Below are 12,951 nucleotides of genomic sequence, written 5' to 3'. Positions count from 1 at the left end.
CCCGGCCGGGGCGCCCGTGGACCGTGGGTTACGCCCAGGCGATGACTGCCGATGGCACAGCGCTGGTGGGCGAAGGAAGTTCCCTGGGTGACGAGCCGTCCGGCGGGGCCCAGGGGCCGGTCCTGCACGGTTCGTTCTCCGTCGCGTCCGACTTCCTGGTGCCCCCGGCGCGGGTCTTCGCGGCCTTCGCCGATCCGGCGCTGCGCACCCGCTGGTTCCGTCTCCCCGGCTCCTCCAAGACCGCCTCGCACGAGCTGGACTTCCGCGTCGGCGGGGGCGAGGAGGCCCGTAACGTGTTCTCCTCCATGGGCATCGAGGAGCATCTCGCCTACCGCTCCCGCTTCCTGGACATCGTCCCCGACCGGCGCATCGTCTACAGCTACCAAGCGCAGGTCGACGGCGTCCGCCGCTGGGTCTCCCTGGTCACGGTCGAACTCGCCGCACAGGACGGCGGATCCCGGCTGGTGTGGACCGAGCAGTACGCCTCTCTCGCCTTGACCGGGGACGGCAGCCAGGACACCGCCCATCTGCGCGGCGGCACCCGGCTGCTGCTCAACGGGCTGTCCACGGTGGTCGAACCGGAGCGCTACCAGGGCCTGTGACGGTCCGGCCCTGAGGGCCGCGGGTCGTCGGGCCACCGGTCCGCGCCCAGACCGATCAGCACCCGGCCCGGCCGCGACGGGCGCTCCACCGCCTCGTGGGCGGCCGCGATGTCCTCCAGGGGGAAGACGTGCGCGATCGGGTAGCGCAGCGCGCCGGCCGCGGCGGCGGCGGTGACCTCGGTGATGCCGGCGCGTACCGCGTCCTGGGGGAAGTCGTCGTAGCCCAGCAGCCGCAGGGTGGCGTTCTTGAAGGCCAGCGGCCAAAACGGCAGGGACGGGTCGGGCTCGTGGGTGGCGTAGGCGGCGATGGTGCCGCCGGGGGCCAGCAGCCGGGCGTCGGGGCGGGCGTTGGCGTCCAGGGCGACCTCCACGATGCGGTCGGCGCCGCGGCCGCCGGTCAGTTCCAGGACCGCGTCCGCCAGGCCGCTGAACGCCCGCAGCGCGTGGTCGGCGCCCAGTTCGCGGACGTGCTCCAGCTGCTCGGCGCGGGTGGCCGTGCCGATCACCCGCGCCCCGCCGCGGTGCGCCAGCACCACCGCCGCGCGGCCGACCGTGCCCAGCGCGCCGGCCACCAGCACCGTGGCCCCGGAGAGCGGGCCGTCGGCGAACAGCGCGCGGTGGGCGGTGAGTCCGGGCACGCCGAGGCAGGCGCCCTGCTCGGTGGAGACGCTGTCGGGCAGCACGCCGACGCAGCCCTCGGGCACCACCGTGCAGTGCGCGGCGGTGCCGTACGGCCGGTAGCTCTGGGCGTAGGAGCACCACACCCGCTCGCCCAGCCAGTCGCCGGGCACCGAATCGCCGACCGCGTCCACCACTCCCGCGCCGTCGTTGTGCGGCACCACCCGCGGATAGGGCATACGGTCCGCGCCCAGCCACACCTGGCGCTTCTTCACGTCCCCGGTATTGATCCCGGAGTATTCCAGCCTGATCCGTAACTCGCCGGGACCCGGCTCGGGAGTCGACAACTCCCCCACCCGGAACACCTTTTGGGCCGGTCCCTTGCTCTCGTACCATGCTGCCCGCATATCAGGCACGATACGACGTCCGCTCGTGGCGTGGACAACCCCCTCCGGCCGCAATACGTTCGTTGACACAGCACGGCCTTTCGGGGGTGCCACAGTGGCGATCGTGGTCATGGAGAAGGACGATCAGTACATCCTGAATCACTGCACCAAATACCTTGCCCGGCAAAGCGGTGAACCGCGCCATGATTTCGGCCAGTACGCCGCGGGAGATCCACGCTCCGCGATTTGCGAGGCCTGGCGTTTCCCGGTGATCGACGCCCATTGGGACGGAGTTTCGGCGGCCGGTTCCTACCCTTACAACGACGTCACCTTCGTCTATGACGCACGGGCCGGAACCGGCCGCGAAGCGGTGCGCGAGGTGAGCGTGGTGGGCACGTTCGGGCCGCTGCACGCGCCGCTGCCGCTGCGTGCGGTGCGCTTCGGAGGGGAGCCGACCGGCTTCTACGCCACGACCGTGCGCGTACCCAAGGCGCAGGTGCACGCCTACAAGTTCGCCGCGGACGGCGTCTTCGGCCTGGACCCGGTCAACCCGCAGCGCACGGTGCTGGACAACGGCGAGCCGTGGTCGCGGTTCTTCACCGACGGCTGCGCGGTGCCGCTCACCTTCACCCGCGCCGAGCGCGATCTGCTGGGCCGGCTGGTGCGCCACCTGCTGCCCTTCCGCCTGGAGGAGAACCGACGCTTCATCCGCGGGGTGTACGAATCGCTGGACCGGGCCGCGCGGGCGGAGGAATTCCCGCTGGCCTATCAACTGGACGACGAGGTCGGCACGGTCAACTACATCGACAAGGTCCTGGCCCGCCAGGAACAGCACCACGCGGACGACTACCGCACCTGTCTCGCCATGGCCGGGGAGATTCTGCGCGCCCGGTTCGGTGGCCTCGACCCGGCCGCGGCGCCGCCGGAAATGTTCGCCGACCTGTACCGGCAGATGGAGAGCGAAAAGGTTGACGGCTGGGACTACTCCCGTTACGGCAGCCCGCGCCACTTCCTGCTGCTCCTGCGACGGCACGCGATGACCGGAGCTTTCGCCCACCCCAGGCACGGCGGGAATTCCGGCGCAGCGGGCTGGATATATCTGGAGAGCCGCTTCCGGGACGAGGCGGACGGCACGCTCTTCGACTGGCGGCGGGCGCTGGAGGCGCCGCTGGGCCACAACACCGACTACCGCGGCTGAGGGGGCCCCTATGTCCCAGGAGCAGGCCGATTTCGTGGTCATCGGCAGCGGAGCGGGCGGTGCCCCGCTGACCCACACCCTGGTACGCGCCGGGCACCGCGTGGTGATGCTGGAGAAGGGGCCGCTGCTGCGCACCCAGCAGCAGAGCCCGTCGGGCCTGTCGGACTTCAAGCGCGACGAGTGCTTCGCCACCGGCGCGGAGAAGCGCATCACCGTCCAGGGCGTGGCCAACACCGGTGAGTCCTACTACTCCAGCCATGTCGAGCCGGACCTCAACGACGAGCCGCACGTCTACCGCGACAGCGACGGCAGGGACCGGGTCACCATCGAGGGCTACACCGCCCAAGTGGTGGGCGGGGGAACGCAGTTGTACGGCGGGGTGTCACCCCGCTTCACCCCCGAGGACCTGACGCTGGCCTCCTTCAACGCCGCCCGCACCGATCTGCGCGACGACCCGGGCGGCGAGGTGCGCCGCGAGGCCCGGGACTGGCCCATCGGCTACCCGGAGCTGGAGCCGTACTACACCAAGGCCGAGCGCCTGGTGGGCATCAACGGCACCTGGGAGGGGCAGGCCAAGTCCCCTTCCCAGGACTTCTATCAGCCGCCGCTCGAGGCCAACCCCATCAGCGCGTACGCCGCCGCCGGGATGGACGCGCTGGGCATGCGCCGCTACCGCACCCCGCTCGCGGTGATCACCCGCGACCACGCGCCCAGCGGCCGTACCGTGCCCGCCGACCCCGAGACCATCAAGTCGGCGTTCGTGAACCGCTACGGCGACCCGCTGGGCCTGAAGTCCAACGTCTGGGTGTCGCTGCTGGCCCCGCTGGCCGACGGCGCGGGCGGCTTCGAGCTGCGCGCCAACTGCACGGTCACCCACCTGGAGGCCGACGGGCCGCGGGTGACCCGCGTGCACTACCGCGACCCGGCCGGCACGCCCCGTACGATCACCGCCGGCACGGTGATCGTGGCCTGCTCCGCGGTCGAGTCCGTACGGCTGCTGAAGCTCTCCGCCCAGCTGGATCCGGCCTTCGGCAAGCGCATCGACGCCAATGGCCTGCTGGGCAGTTACTTCCTGACGCACTGCTTCGGCGGCGCGCAGTGCGTGGTGCCCACCCGCGCCGACAAGTCGCGCACGCTGGACTCGGACTGGGCCACCGACCACTGCGCCCGCCCGGAGTGGTTCCGCGAGCAGCGGCTGTGGGCGGGCGGGGTGATCTACAACAACACCTCCGACGGCGCGCTGCCCCTGTCGCTGGCCCGCACCTGGCAGGCCATGGACATGGACAACATGTGGAAGGGCTACCTCTTCGACACCGGCATTCTCGGCGACGGCTTCGAGGACTACCTCGACGCCAGCTTCGGCCGCCGTCTGTCGGTGGCGTTCATGGCCAACCAGGTGCCGCAGCGCGCCAACCGCATCGAGCTGCATCCCACCGTCAAGGACAAGTGGGGGCGCCCGGCCGCGTACATCCTCAAGACCTGGCACCCGCACGACCGCGCGCTGATGGACGTGCTGGCCGAGCAGTGCCGGCAGATCCTGGTGCGCGGCGGGGACGTACGGGATGTCTCTGCCGGGTCGGTGGGCGGCTCGGTGGTGCGGATCGCCAACCACGTGCTGGGCGGAGCGCGGTTCGGCACCGAAGCGAGCGACTCGGTGCTGGACCGGGACTGCCGGGCCTGGAACTTCGACAACCTCTACGTCACCGACGGCGCGTTCATGCCCACCTCCGGCAGCGCCAACCCCACCCTCACCATCGAGGCCAACTCCTTCCGCGTCGGCGACGCGCTGCTGGACCGGGCCGGGAGGCCATGACATGGACAGCCGCTTCGACGAGGTCTTCACCCACCCCGAGAACGAGATCTTCCGGGTCGTCTTCTACCCCGACCGGATCTACCACGCCCGCTATCTCAACGCCACCCGCTCCTCGCGCTACCGCTACTACGTCGCCGAGGTACGCGGCTCGGCCGACGGCACCGCCATCAAGGGCGATGTGTTCCTGGGCGGGGTGAAGCTGTGCCCGATGCTGCGCATCGAGTACTCCGGCATCCGCCTGGTGGAGCAGGCGCGGGAGTTCGGGCGGCGGCTGGGCCCGCGCACCAAGGCGTGGCTGAAGGTCACCGGCGAGGACCCGGCCGAAGCGGCCGAGGCCATCGTCACCCTGCACTGGGACCCGGTGATCGGCGCGTACGCCACCGAGATCTGGGAGACCCTGGAGCCGCCCGACGGCACCCCGCACGACCACCGCGTACTGCCCCTCATGGGCAAGGACGCGCCCATCACCCGCGTCCCGCGCCTCTCCCCCCTGCTGGGCTCGGTCACCGAGGTCGCGATGGCCTTCCGCGAGGACGGGATGCTGTACCCCACCGGCCAGAAACTGGGCAATCCGCAGTGGGACAACGCCTATCTGCGCTCCCACCAGGAGCCGCGCACTCCCAAGCCCAGCTCGCCGCAGAACACCGTCTCCGACAGCAACTACCTGCTGGACTTCCAGCGCGGCTTCTTCCTCCCGGACGCCTCGCAGCTCCAGCCGGTCAACTACCGCAACGCCATGACGGACGAGGGCGATCCGGAGCGGCACGAGGACAACATCGTGCAGATGCGCTGGCTCTTCCAGCGCGAGCTGGGCAGCGATCTGGTGTTCTTCCACGAGGTGACGGTGCCGCCGGGCGCGGTGGAGGGCGCCCACCGCCACATCGGCTCCGAGGAGCTGTACTACGTCGTCTCCGGCACCGGCATCGCGTACATGAGCGACGGCGACGACCCGACCACCAGCGGCTATCCGCTGGTGGAGCGCCCGGTCTTCGGTGTCGGGCCGGTCAAGTGCCGTGAGCTGCCCGTCAAGCCGGGCAGCGTGATCTACACCAAGAGCGGAGGCGTGCACGGCATCCGCAATCCGCACCAGGAGCCGCTGAAGTTCGTCGCGTTCCTCTACCACACCACCTGAATCCCCTTTCCCTCAAGGCGGTCCCGCGATGCCCAAGATCGTGCACACCGACTCGGTCTTCCGCGTCGACCCCGTCAAGCCACCGGACTACGCGGCCGACAACCCCCTCCTGAAACTCCTGGGCCTGCTGGAGCGCACCCGGCTCGCCGCCGAGCGCGAGCTGTACGAGCCCGAGTCGCTCCAACACCTGTATCCCCTGCGGTCGTTGCAGCTGTACGGACCCGCCTCCCCCAACCAGGACCAGCTCGATCCGGCACAGCAGGACGACAAGAGCGACTTCCAGAAGCAGAATCTGCGCGACTTCACGCTCGGCGACACCCGGGCGGTGCGCGGCTGGGCGGCGGTCGGCGACTGGCGCGGCCCCTTCCTCCAGCTGTCCTACCGGGGCGGCCCCGACTCGGCGCTGTGGCGGCAGGCGGGGCGGCTGGGCGATGTGATCGGCTGTGTGGTCTCCGTACAGGGCGGCCCGCCGGTGACCGTGCCGGTGCCCTACGACGAGGAGAGCGACTTCTACACGGTCGAGCTGTGGGGCCGGGTCGGCGACGGGCTGCGCGAACTGCTGGGCGAGCGCGGCAGGTCGGCGCTGGATCGTGGGCTCCTCACGCCCCGCCCCGACATCGTCACCGGCCTGGGCCAGGACTTCGCCCGCGACCAGCTGACCAACCAGGACCTGCGGGCCGTCGCCCCGCGCCACGCCATGCACCCGGTGCTCCCCTGCACCATCGACCTGCGCTGGACGGCGGCGCCGGACGGCGCGGGCGCGGCCGACCCGCCCTCGGGCACGGTCCGCCTGGCCTTCGAGATGAAGGTGCGCGGCTGGGAGCACTACCTCAGCGTGGGCACCAGCCCCAACCCGCACGGCGGGGTGGGCTTCCTGGAGTTCCGCACGCTCTTCAGCGACTACGGGCGCTGGGCGGGCAGCAACGAGCTGCGGCGCGCGCTGGAGCCGTACAACCTGGACGCGTACGGCAACAAGGGGCACGTCAGCGGCGATGCGGAGCCCTTCCTCGCGGTGAACTACATGGATCTGCACGTCCTGGACCCGGCCTGCGGCATCGGGCTGCACCGGCACCGCGACAACCAGGAGGTCTTCCTGATGCTGGAGGGCGACGGGCTGATGGTGATCGGCGACTGGGCCGACTCGGGAACCCGGGTGCGCTGCTTCGAGGTGCGCCGGCTGCCCGCCGGGCATCTGGCCTTCCTCAAGGGCGGCCAGCTGCACGGGCTGATGAACCCGGCGGACCAGCGCGCCTCCCTGTTCATGTTCGGCGGATACGACTGAGGGACGGTTCTTCGATGGGCGGTTACGGCGGATGACGACACCGGCGAGCGATCCGTACCGGCTCGGCGCGCACTGGGACGGCGCGGGCACCTCCTTCGCGGTGCACTCCTCGGCGGGCGCGTACGGCGGGCACGTCGAGCTGTGCCTGTTCGACGCGGGCGGCGAGCGGCGGCTGCCGATGGCGGTGGACTGCGACATCTGGCACACCTATGTGCCCGGCGCGGGCCCGGGGCAGTCCTACGGCTTCCGCGCGCACGGGCCGTTCGAGCCGGGGCGCGGCCTGCGCTTCGACGGCACCAAGGTGCTGCTGGACCCCTATGCGCGGGTGCTCAAGCCGCTCGCCGCGCGCACGTTGGCCTCGCTGGTCGCCGACACCTCCTTCGACTGGGGCACGGACCGCCCGCCGCGCCACCCGTGGCCGCACACCGTCCTGTACGAGACCCACGTCAAGGGCATCAGCGCCGCCCACCCCGCCGTACCGCCCGAGCTGCGCGGCACCTACGCCGGGCTCGCACACCCGGCCGTCGTCGAGCACCTGCGCCAACTGGGCGTCACCGCCGTGGAGTTGCTGCCGGTGCACCAGTTCCTCTCCGAGCCCTTCCTGCTGGACCGCGGCCTGAGCAACTACTGGGGCTACTCCACCATCGGCTTCTTCGCCCCGCACGCCGCCTACAGTGCGCGCGGCGCCGACGGCGGCCAGCTCACCGACTTCAAGGAGATGGTGCGCGCCCTGCACGCCGCGGGCCTGGAGGTGATCCTGGACGTCGTCTACAACCACACCGCCGAGGGCCCGCCCGAGGACCCGGCGCTGTGCTTGCGCGGCCTGGCCAACGAGCTGTACTACCGCCTGGACCCGGCCGACCCCTCCCGCTACATCGACACCACCGGCACCCGCAACACCCTCAACGCGGGCCGCCCCGAAGTACTGCGGCTGATCATGGACTCGCTGCGCTACTGGGTCACCGAGATGCACATCGACGGCTTCCGCTTCGACCTCGCCGCCACCCTGGCGCGCCAGTTCGGCTACGTGGACCGCCTCTCCGCCTTCTTCGACCTGCTCTACCAGGACCCGGTCCTCAACCGCGTCAAGCTGATCGCCGAGCCGTGGGACGTGGGCGCCCCCGACAGCTACCAGGTCGGGCGCTTCCCGCCCGGCTGGAACGAGTGGAACGACCGCTCCCGCGACACCTACCGCGACTTCTGGCGCGGCCGCCCCGCGGTGGCGCAGCTGGCCACCCGTATCGCCGGCTCCTGCGACCTGTACGCCGCCGACCGGCGCGGCCCGGACGCCTCCATCAACTTCGTCACCTGCCACGACGGCAAGACGCTGCACGACCTGGTCACCTACGAGCACAAGTACAACGAGGCCAACGGCGAGGGGAACCAGGACGGCACGAACGACGACCGCGCGGCCAACTACGGCGTGGAGGGCCCCACTTCGGACCCCGCCATCACCGCCGTGCGCGAGCGCCAGCGCCGCAACATGCTGCTCACCCTCCTGCTGTCGCAGGGCTGCACGATGCTGTACGGCGGCGACGAACTGGGCCGCACCCAGCGCGGCAACAACAACGCCTACTGCCAGGACAACGCCCTCAGCTGGTACGACTGGTCGACGCCGACCGAGCTGACCGCTTTCGTCCGCCGGGCCGTCGCCCTCCAGCGCACCCACCCGGCCCTGCAGCGCACCGCGTTCCTCACCGGGCAGGGCGATCCGCCGGACATCGCCTGGTACGACCGCGAGGGCCGCCCGATGACCGCGGCCCGCTGGCACGACCCCGCCACCCGCTTCCTGGCCTTCGTCCTGGCCGGGGACCGGGCACCCGCGCCCGACCACGACCTGCTCGCCGCCCTGAACGCCGACACCGGCGCCGCGCACTTCACCGTGCCCGGCCGGGCCGGTGCGGTCTACGAGGTCGTGCTGGACACCACCACAGCGGACGGCGCACCGGCGGCGCCCATCACTCTCAAAACGGGCGAGGGGCTGACCGTCCCGCCGCGCACGGCACTGGTCGCCACGGCTGTGGTGCCCGCGCCCTGACGAGGCCCCTTCACCGCGGCCGGTTGGCCTCCTACCATCCGGTCAAAGGGGGAGATGCCATGGCCGCACGCCGCTCGACCCATGTGATCCTCGCCGTGGCAGCGGCGGTCCTGCTCCTCGTCGGCATCTTCGCCGTCGTCCGGGCCGGGACCGGCGACTCCCCGGACACCGCACCCCAGGGGGCGGCCTCCGACGGGCGCACCGGCTCCGGCGCGACGGCGGACACCTCCGGCGGCCCCACGGGCGGCGGCGCGGGAGGCAACGGAGGCCCGGGAGGCAGCGGCGGCGCGGCGACCGGAGGTCCGGGCGGCGGCAGTGGCGGGCCGGGCGGCGGCAGTGGCGTCGCCCACATCCCGGGCCCGACGCTGGACAACGTCTACCCGGTCAACGGCGGCCTCGACGGCCTGAACCCCGGGGGCGGCTGCATCGTCCTCGTCAATGACGGCGCCGACATCCCCGTACGGATCCAGGCGCTTCAGCTGCGCGGCGCGGACCGCCTTAGCCTCTCCGGCGAGCCGTGCACGGTCTCCGCTTCGGAAGCGGCGCTGCTGGGCTCCGGTCTGACCGACCCGATCACCACCTGCGCGGCCGGTACGGTACTGCAGCCCGCGTCGCGCCGGCCGTACAACGGCTGCAGCCTCAACGTCGTGGACCCCACCTCCCTCGGCGAGACGGCGGCCTTGCACACCGAGGTCGTGGCCCAGTGCACCTCGCGCACCCCGCGCCCCTGCTCGCGGCTCGGCAGCCAGTACGCGCCGTCCGCCGGGCACACCGTGACGACCGTGGTCACCCGCGACGTGCCCATCACCGTGAAGGGGAACACCCCGCCCTCCGGCACCGAGACCACCCAGCCGCCGACCACCGAACCGCCGCCACCGCCACCGCCACCGACCACCCAGCCGCCCACCGAGCCGACGCCCGAAGTGACGCCCACCGGCGCGCTGTTCGCCTCCCGGGCCGGGGCGTGACGCCCTCCCCCGCGCCGGACCCGGAGCCCGAGCCCGGACCGCTGGGCAGTGAGATCGGCCGCCGTCTGTGGGCGGCGGCCAACGTCATCGCGCCGACCACCGTGGCCACCACGCTGCTGTTCTACTTCGGCTACGTGGCGACCACCGCGCGCTTTCGCTACTTCGGCGTCTACCTCGACATGGTCGACCTCTCGCTCCAGGAGATGCTGCTCTACGGAGTGGAAGCGGTCTACCCGCCGCTGATCGTCCTGGCGATCGCGGGCCTGCTGGTCGTCGCCGCGCACGCCGCGGTCCGCTGGCTGCTCGTATCGCCGGACCGCGACGCGCTCAGCGGGTGGGTGGGCCTGTTCACGGTCCTGGCCGGGCTGCTGGCGTTCGCCCGGGGCGTGATGGGCCTGCTGGTTGCGCAGGTGGCCCGCACGGAGAGCATCGCGACGACCCCGCTGTCCCTCGGCGGCGGCATCCTGGCGACCGCGTACGGCCTGTGGCTGCTGCGCACCGTCGGCATCCGCTGGGGCCACCGGCACACCGCCCCGGACCCTCCTCCCGACGATCCGCCACCGCTGCCCCCGTCCGCCGCGACCGCCACCGCCCTGGCCGCCTGGCTGGAGTCCGCCGCCGTGGCGCGCATCGGCAGATACGCCCTGGCCTGGGCCGCCGTCATCGTCGTGGCCGGCTCGTTCTGGGCCGCCAACAGCTTCGCCGCCGCCTACGGACGGGGCCGGGCCCTGGACGACGCCGGCTCCCTGCCGCTGCGCCCGGAGGTCACGCTCTACACCAAGGAGCCGCTCGGGGATCTGCCGCCCGGCGTCGCGGAGACACCGCTGCCCCGCCCCGCCAAGGGCACGTTCCCCTACCGCTACCGGGGGCTGCGGCTGCTCGTGGAGTCCAACGCCCGGCTGTTCCTGGTCCCCGCGCACTGGACCGCGGGCAGCAGCCGGACCTTCGTTGTGCCCTACGACGGCGCCGTCCGCATCAGCCTCGGCGCGGGCCGTGCGGGCTGAGCGGACAGGTGAGATGACCAAGAAGGCGGACCCCGTTGCCCGATCGCCTCACCTGGGTGCTTTTGTATACGGCAGAGTGATCGCGGCAGTTCGCGCACGGGGGCGAGGGGGATTCGACGGCGGCCCGGCAGCGGCCGCCGCGCCTACCCCGTCGATTCGAAGTAGGACCTCGTGCGGGCGGCCCTGCCGTCGCGGCCCGCACGGGGCAGTGGAGGATGAATGTCCATCAGATCAGCTGCGGCCGTGCTCACCGGCACGGTCGCGCTCTACATCGCGCTCGTCGCGTTCGGCAACATCACGGACTTCGGTACGAACCAGGCGTTCGTCCAGCATGTCCTGGCGATGGACACCACCTTCAAGGACCCGGACCTGATGTGGCGGGCCATCGAGTCGCGCACCGTGCAGAACATCGCGTACATCGCCGTCATCGCCTGGGAGACCATCGCCGCGCTGCTGCTCATCGCCGCGACCGTGCTGTGGGTGCGGGCGCTGCGCAGCGGCCGCACCGCCCGCGCCAAGCAGCTGAGCACCGCGGGGCTGCTGATGCTGATGCTGCTCTTCGGCGGCGGCTTCCTGGCCATCGGCGGCGAGTGGTTCGCCATGTGGCAGTCCAAGCAGTGGAACGGGCTGGAGGCCGCCACCCGCAATTTCCTGGTCGCCGCCGCCGTCCTGATCCTGATCCACCTGCCTGCCGCCGGCTCCCGCCAGGCGCGGCCGGAGGGCGTCAGCGAGTAGGCGAGGTGGCCGCCAGGACCGCTTCGAGCAGGCCGGGGAAGCGGGCGTCGAGGTCCTCGCGCCGCAGGCTGACGGCCTTGTAGCGGCCTTCCTTGTGCTCGCGGGTGATCCCGCACTCGCGCAGCACCCGCCAGTGGTGGGTGGCGGTGGCCTTGGTCACCTCCAGCGGGAGGCTGCCGCAGGTCCGCGCTTCGCCGGAGGCGGCCAGCTCCCGCACGATGCCGAGCCGCACGGGGTTGCCCAGGGCGGCGAGGACGTCCTCGACGAGCAGCTGGTCGCGGTCGGGGTGGTACATGCTCATGCATCGATCGTACGACGGATCCCATACTGCGCCGTTTGTCCGTTTCACCGTTCGACTGTACGGTGAATGCCATACAGACGTACGGACGCCGCTTCGGCGTGCAGCACAGGAGCCCCGTCATGAGCACCACCCCGACCCCCGTCCCGGCGCCCGTCGCCCTCGTCACCGCCGCCGGCTTTGGCATCGGCCGCGGCATCGCCACCGAGCTGGCGGCCGCCGGCTACCGCCTCTCCCTCCTGGACATCGACGCCTCCGTCGAGGCCTTCGCGCGGGAGCTCGGCGGCATCGCCACGGTCGGCTCGCTGACCGAGCCCGAGGACCTGGCGCGGCTGGTCGAGCGCACCATGGACACGTACGGCCGGATCGACGCCGTCGTCAACGGCGCGGGCCACGCCAGAAATGACGAGTTGCTGGCGATGTCCGACCAGGACTGGCACGACGGCCTGGACATGCTGGTGCTGAGCGTGGTGCGGATGGCCCGCCTGGTCACCCCGCACCTGGAGCGGGCCGGCAAGGGCGCGCTGGTCAACCTCTCCTCCTACACGGCCTTCGAGCCGATGGGGATGATCCCGCTCAACTCCAGCCTGCGGGCGGCGCTGAGCAGCTTCACCAAGCTCTATGCCGACCGGTACGCGGCCCAGGGCATCCGCATGAACAGCATCCTGCCGGGCTTTGTGAACAGCTGGCCCGAGGACCCGGAATTCCTCGCCAGGATCCCGGCCGGGCGCTATGCCACCACCGAGGAGATCGGCAAGCTCGCCCGCTTCCTGCTCTCCGACGATGCCGCGTACATCAACGGCGAGAGCATCCGCATCGACGGCGGCGCGGCCCGCTCCCTGTGACAGAAGCGACCCGCGCCGGTGCCTGCCCGTGG

The 12,951-nt window shown here is 71.7% G+C and carries 12 protein-coding genes; 10 read left to right on the top strand and 2 right to left on the bottom strand.

What is annotated here, in order from left to right; genetic code table 11:
* Positions 1-41: 41 nt before the first annotated feature.
* Complete coding sequence (locus AC4IJH_RS21930; RefSeq protein ID WP_490853507.1) at positions 42-602, top strand: SRPBCC domain-containing protein; 561 nt, start codon at positions 42-44, stop codon at positions 600-602.
* On the opposite strand, the gene AC4IJH_RS21925 is transcribed toward AC4IJH_RS21930, so the two are convergent.
* Positions 587-1,627 carry an NADPH:quinone reductase gene (locus AC4IJH_RS21925; RefSeq protein WP_490853506.1) on the bottom strand — a complete coding sequence of 347 codons (1,041 nt, stop codon included), beginning with the start codon at positions 1,625-1,627 and terminating at the stop codon, positions 587-589. The two genes, AC4IJH_RS21930 and AC4IJH_RS21925, sit on opposite strands and share 16 nt — an antisense overlap.
* A gap of 247 nt (positions 1,628-1,874) precedes the next feature.
* On the opposite strand from AC4IJH_RS21925, the gene AC4IJH_RS21920 reads away from it, so the two are divergent.
* From AC4IJH_RS21920 to AC4IJH_RS21885, 8 genes are all read left to right on the top strand, one after another.
* Positions 1,875-2,804, top strand: a complete 930-nt coding sequence (locus AC4IJH_RS21920; protein WP_490853505.1) for a gluconate 2-dehydrogenase subunit 3 family protein — start codon at positions 1,875-1,877, stop codon at positions 2,802-2,804.
* Between the two features lie 10 nt (positions 2,805-2,814).
* A complete protein-coding gene (locus AC4IJH_RS21915; RefSeq protein WP_490853504.1) occupies positions 2,815-4,617 on the top strand; it encodes a GMC oxidoreductase in 1,803 nt (600 codons plus the stop codon).
* 1 nt (position 4,618) lies between these two features.
* Positions 4,619-5,749 carry a cupin domain-containing protein gene (locus AC4IJH_RS21910; protein ID WP_490853503.1) on the top strand — a complete coding sequence of 377 codons (1,131 nt, stop codon included), beginning with the start codon at positions 4,619-4,621 and terminating at the stop codon, positions 5,747-5,749.
* A gap of 28 nt (positions 5,750-5,777) precedes the next feature.
* Positions 5,778-7,031 carry a cupin domain-containing protein gene (locus AC4IJH_RS21905; protein WP_490853502.1) on the top strand — a complete coding sequence of 418 codons (1,254 nt, stop codon included), beginning with the start codon at positions 5,778-5,780 and terminating at the stop codon, positions 7,029-7,031.
* Between the two features lie 31 nt (positions 7,032-7,062).
* On the top strand, positions 7,063-9,069 hold the full coding sequence (gene glgX / locus AC4IJH_RS21900; protein ID WP_490853501.1) for a glycogen debranching protein GlgX: 2,007 nt from the start codon (positions 7,063-7,065) through the stop codon (positions 9,067-9,069).
* A gap of 59 nt (positions 9,070-9,128) precedes the next feature.
* The gene (locus AC4IJH_RS21895; RefSeq protein ID WP_490853500.1) at positions 9,129-10,037 is read left to right on the top strand and encodes a hypothetical protein; all 909 of its coding nucleotides are present in this window, start codon (positions 9,129-9,131) and stop codon (positions 10,035-10,037) included.
* The gene (locus AC4IJH_RS21890) at positions 10,034-11,041 is read left to right on the top strand and encodes a hypothetical protein (RefSeq protein WP_490853499.1); all 1,008 of its coding nucleotides are present in this window, start codon (positions 10,034-10,036) and stop codon (positions 11,039-11,041) included. The genes AC4IJH_RS21895 and AC4IJH_RS21890 overlap by 4 nt, the downstream gene beginning before the upstream one ends.
* A gap of 219 nt (positions 11,042-11,260) precedes the next feature.
* Complete coding sequence (locus tag AC4IJH_RS21885; RefSeq protein WP_490853498.1) at positions 11,261-11,776, top strand: DUF2165 domain-containing protein; 516 nt, start codon at positions 11,261-11,263, stop codon at positions 11,774-11,776.
* Here the strand turns inward: AC4IJH_RS21885 and AC4IJH_RS21880 are convergent.
* Positions 11,766-12,077: an ArsR/SmtB family transcription factor gene (locus AC4IJH_RS21880; RefSeq protein WP_490853497.1), complete on the bottom strand. Its 312-nt coding sequence runs from the start codon at positions 12,075-12,077 to the stop codon at positions 11,766-11,768. The two genes, AC4IJH_RS21885 and AC4IJH_RS21880, sit on opposite strands and share 11 nt — an antisense overlap.
* Before the next feature lie 119 nt (positions 12,078-12,196).
* Between AC4IJH_RS21880 and AC4IJH_RS21875 the strand changes: the two genes are divergently transcribed.
* The gene (locus tag AC4IJH_RS21875; protein ID WP_490853496.1) at positions 12,197-12,919 is read left to right on the top strand and encodes an SDR family oxidoreductase; all 723 of its coding nucleotides are present in this window, start codon (positions 12,197-12,199) and stop codon (positions 12,917-12,919) included.
* Positions 12,920-12,951 lie beyond the last annotated feature (32 nt).

The sequence above is a fragment of the Streptomyces sp. UF-297 genome, assembly GCF_058245575.1.
This window is presented reverse-complemented; position numbering and strand designations above follow the sequence as displayed.

What these genes read in the sequence shown, in the direction of transcription:
- AC4IJH_RS21925 (WP_490853506.1), bottom strand. Translation starts at nt 1,627, where the DNA reads ATGCGGGCAGCATGGTACGAGAGCAAGGGACCGGCCCAAAAGGTGTTC.
- AC4IJH_RS21880 (WP_490853497.1), bottom strand. Translation starts at nt 12,077, where the DNA reads ATGAGCATGTACCACCCCGACCGCGACCAGCTGCTCGTCGAGGACGTC.
- AC4IJH_RS21905 (WP_490853502.1), top strand. Translation starts at nt 5,778, where the DNA reads ATGCCCAAGATCGTGCACACCGACTCGGTCTTCCGCGTCGACCCCGTC.
- AC4IJH_RS21930 (WP_490853507.1), top strand. Translation starts at nt 42, where the DNA reads ATGACTGCCGATGGCACAGCGCTGGTGGGCGAAGGAAGTTCCCTGGGT.
- glgX (WP_490853501.1), top strand. Translation starts at nt 7,063, where the DNA reads ATGACGACACCGGCGAGCGATCCGTACCGGCTCGGCGCGCACTGGGAC.
- AC4IJH_RS21885 (WP_490853498.1), top strand. Translation starts at nt 11,261, where the DNA reads ATGTCCATCAGATCAGCTGCGGCCGTGCTCACCGGCACGGTCGCGCTC.
- AC4IJH_RS21875 (WP_490853496.1), top strand. Translation starts at nt 12,197, where the DNA reads ATGAGCACCACCCCGACCCCCGTCCCGGCGCCCGTCGCCCTCGTCACC.
- AC4IJH_RS21910 (WP_490853503.1), top strand. Translation starts at nt 4,619, where the DNA reads ATGGACAGCCGCTTCGACGAGGTCTTCACCCACCCCGAGAACGAGATC.
- AC4IJH_RS21895 (WP_490853500.1), top strand. Translation starts at nt 9,129, where the DNA reads ATGGCCGCACGCCGCTCGACCCATGTGATCCTCGCCGTGGCAGCGGCG.
- AC4IJH_RS21915 (WP_490853504.1), top strand. Translation starts at nt 2,815, where the DNA reads ATGTCCCAGGAGCAGGCCGATTTCGTGGTCATCGGCAGCGGAGCGGGC.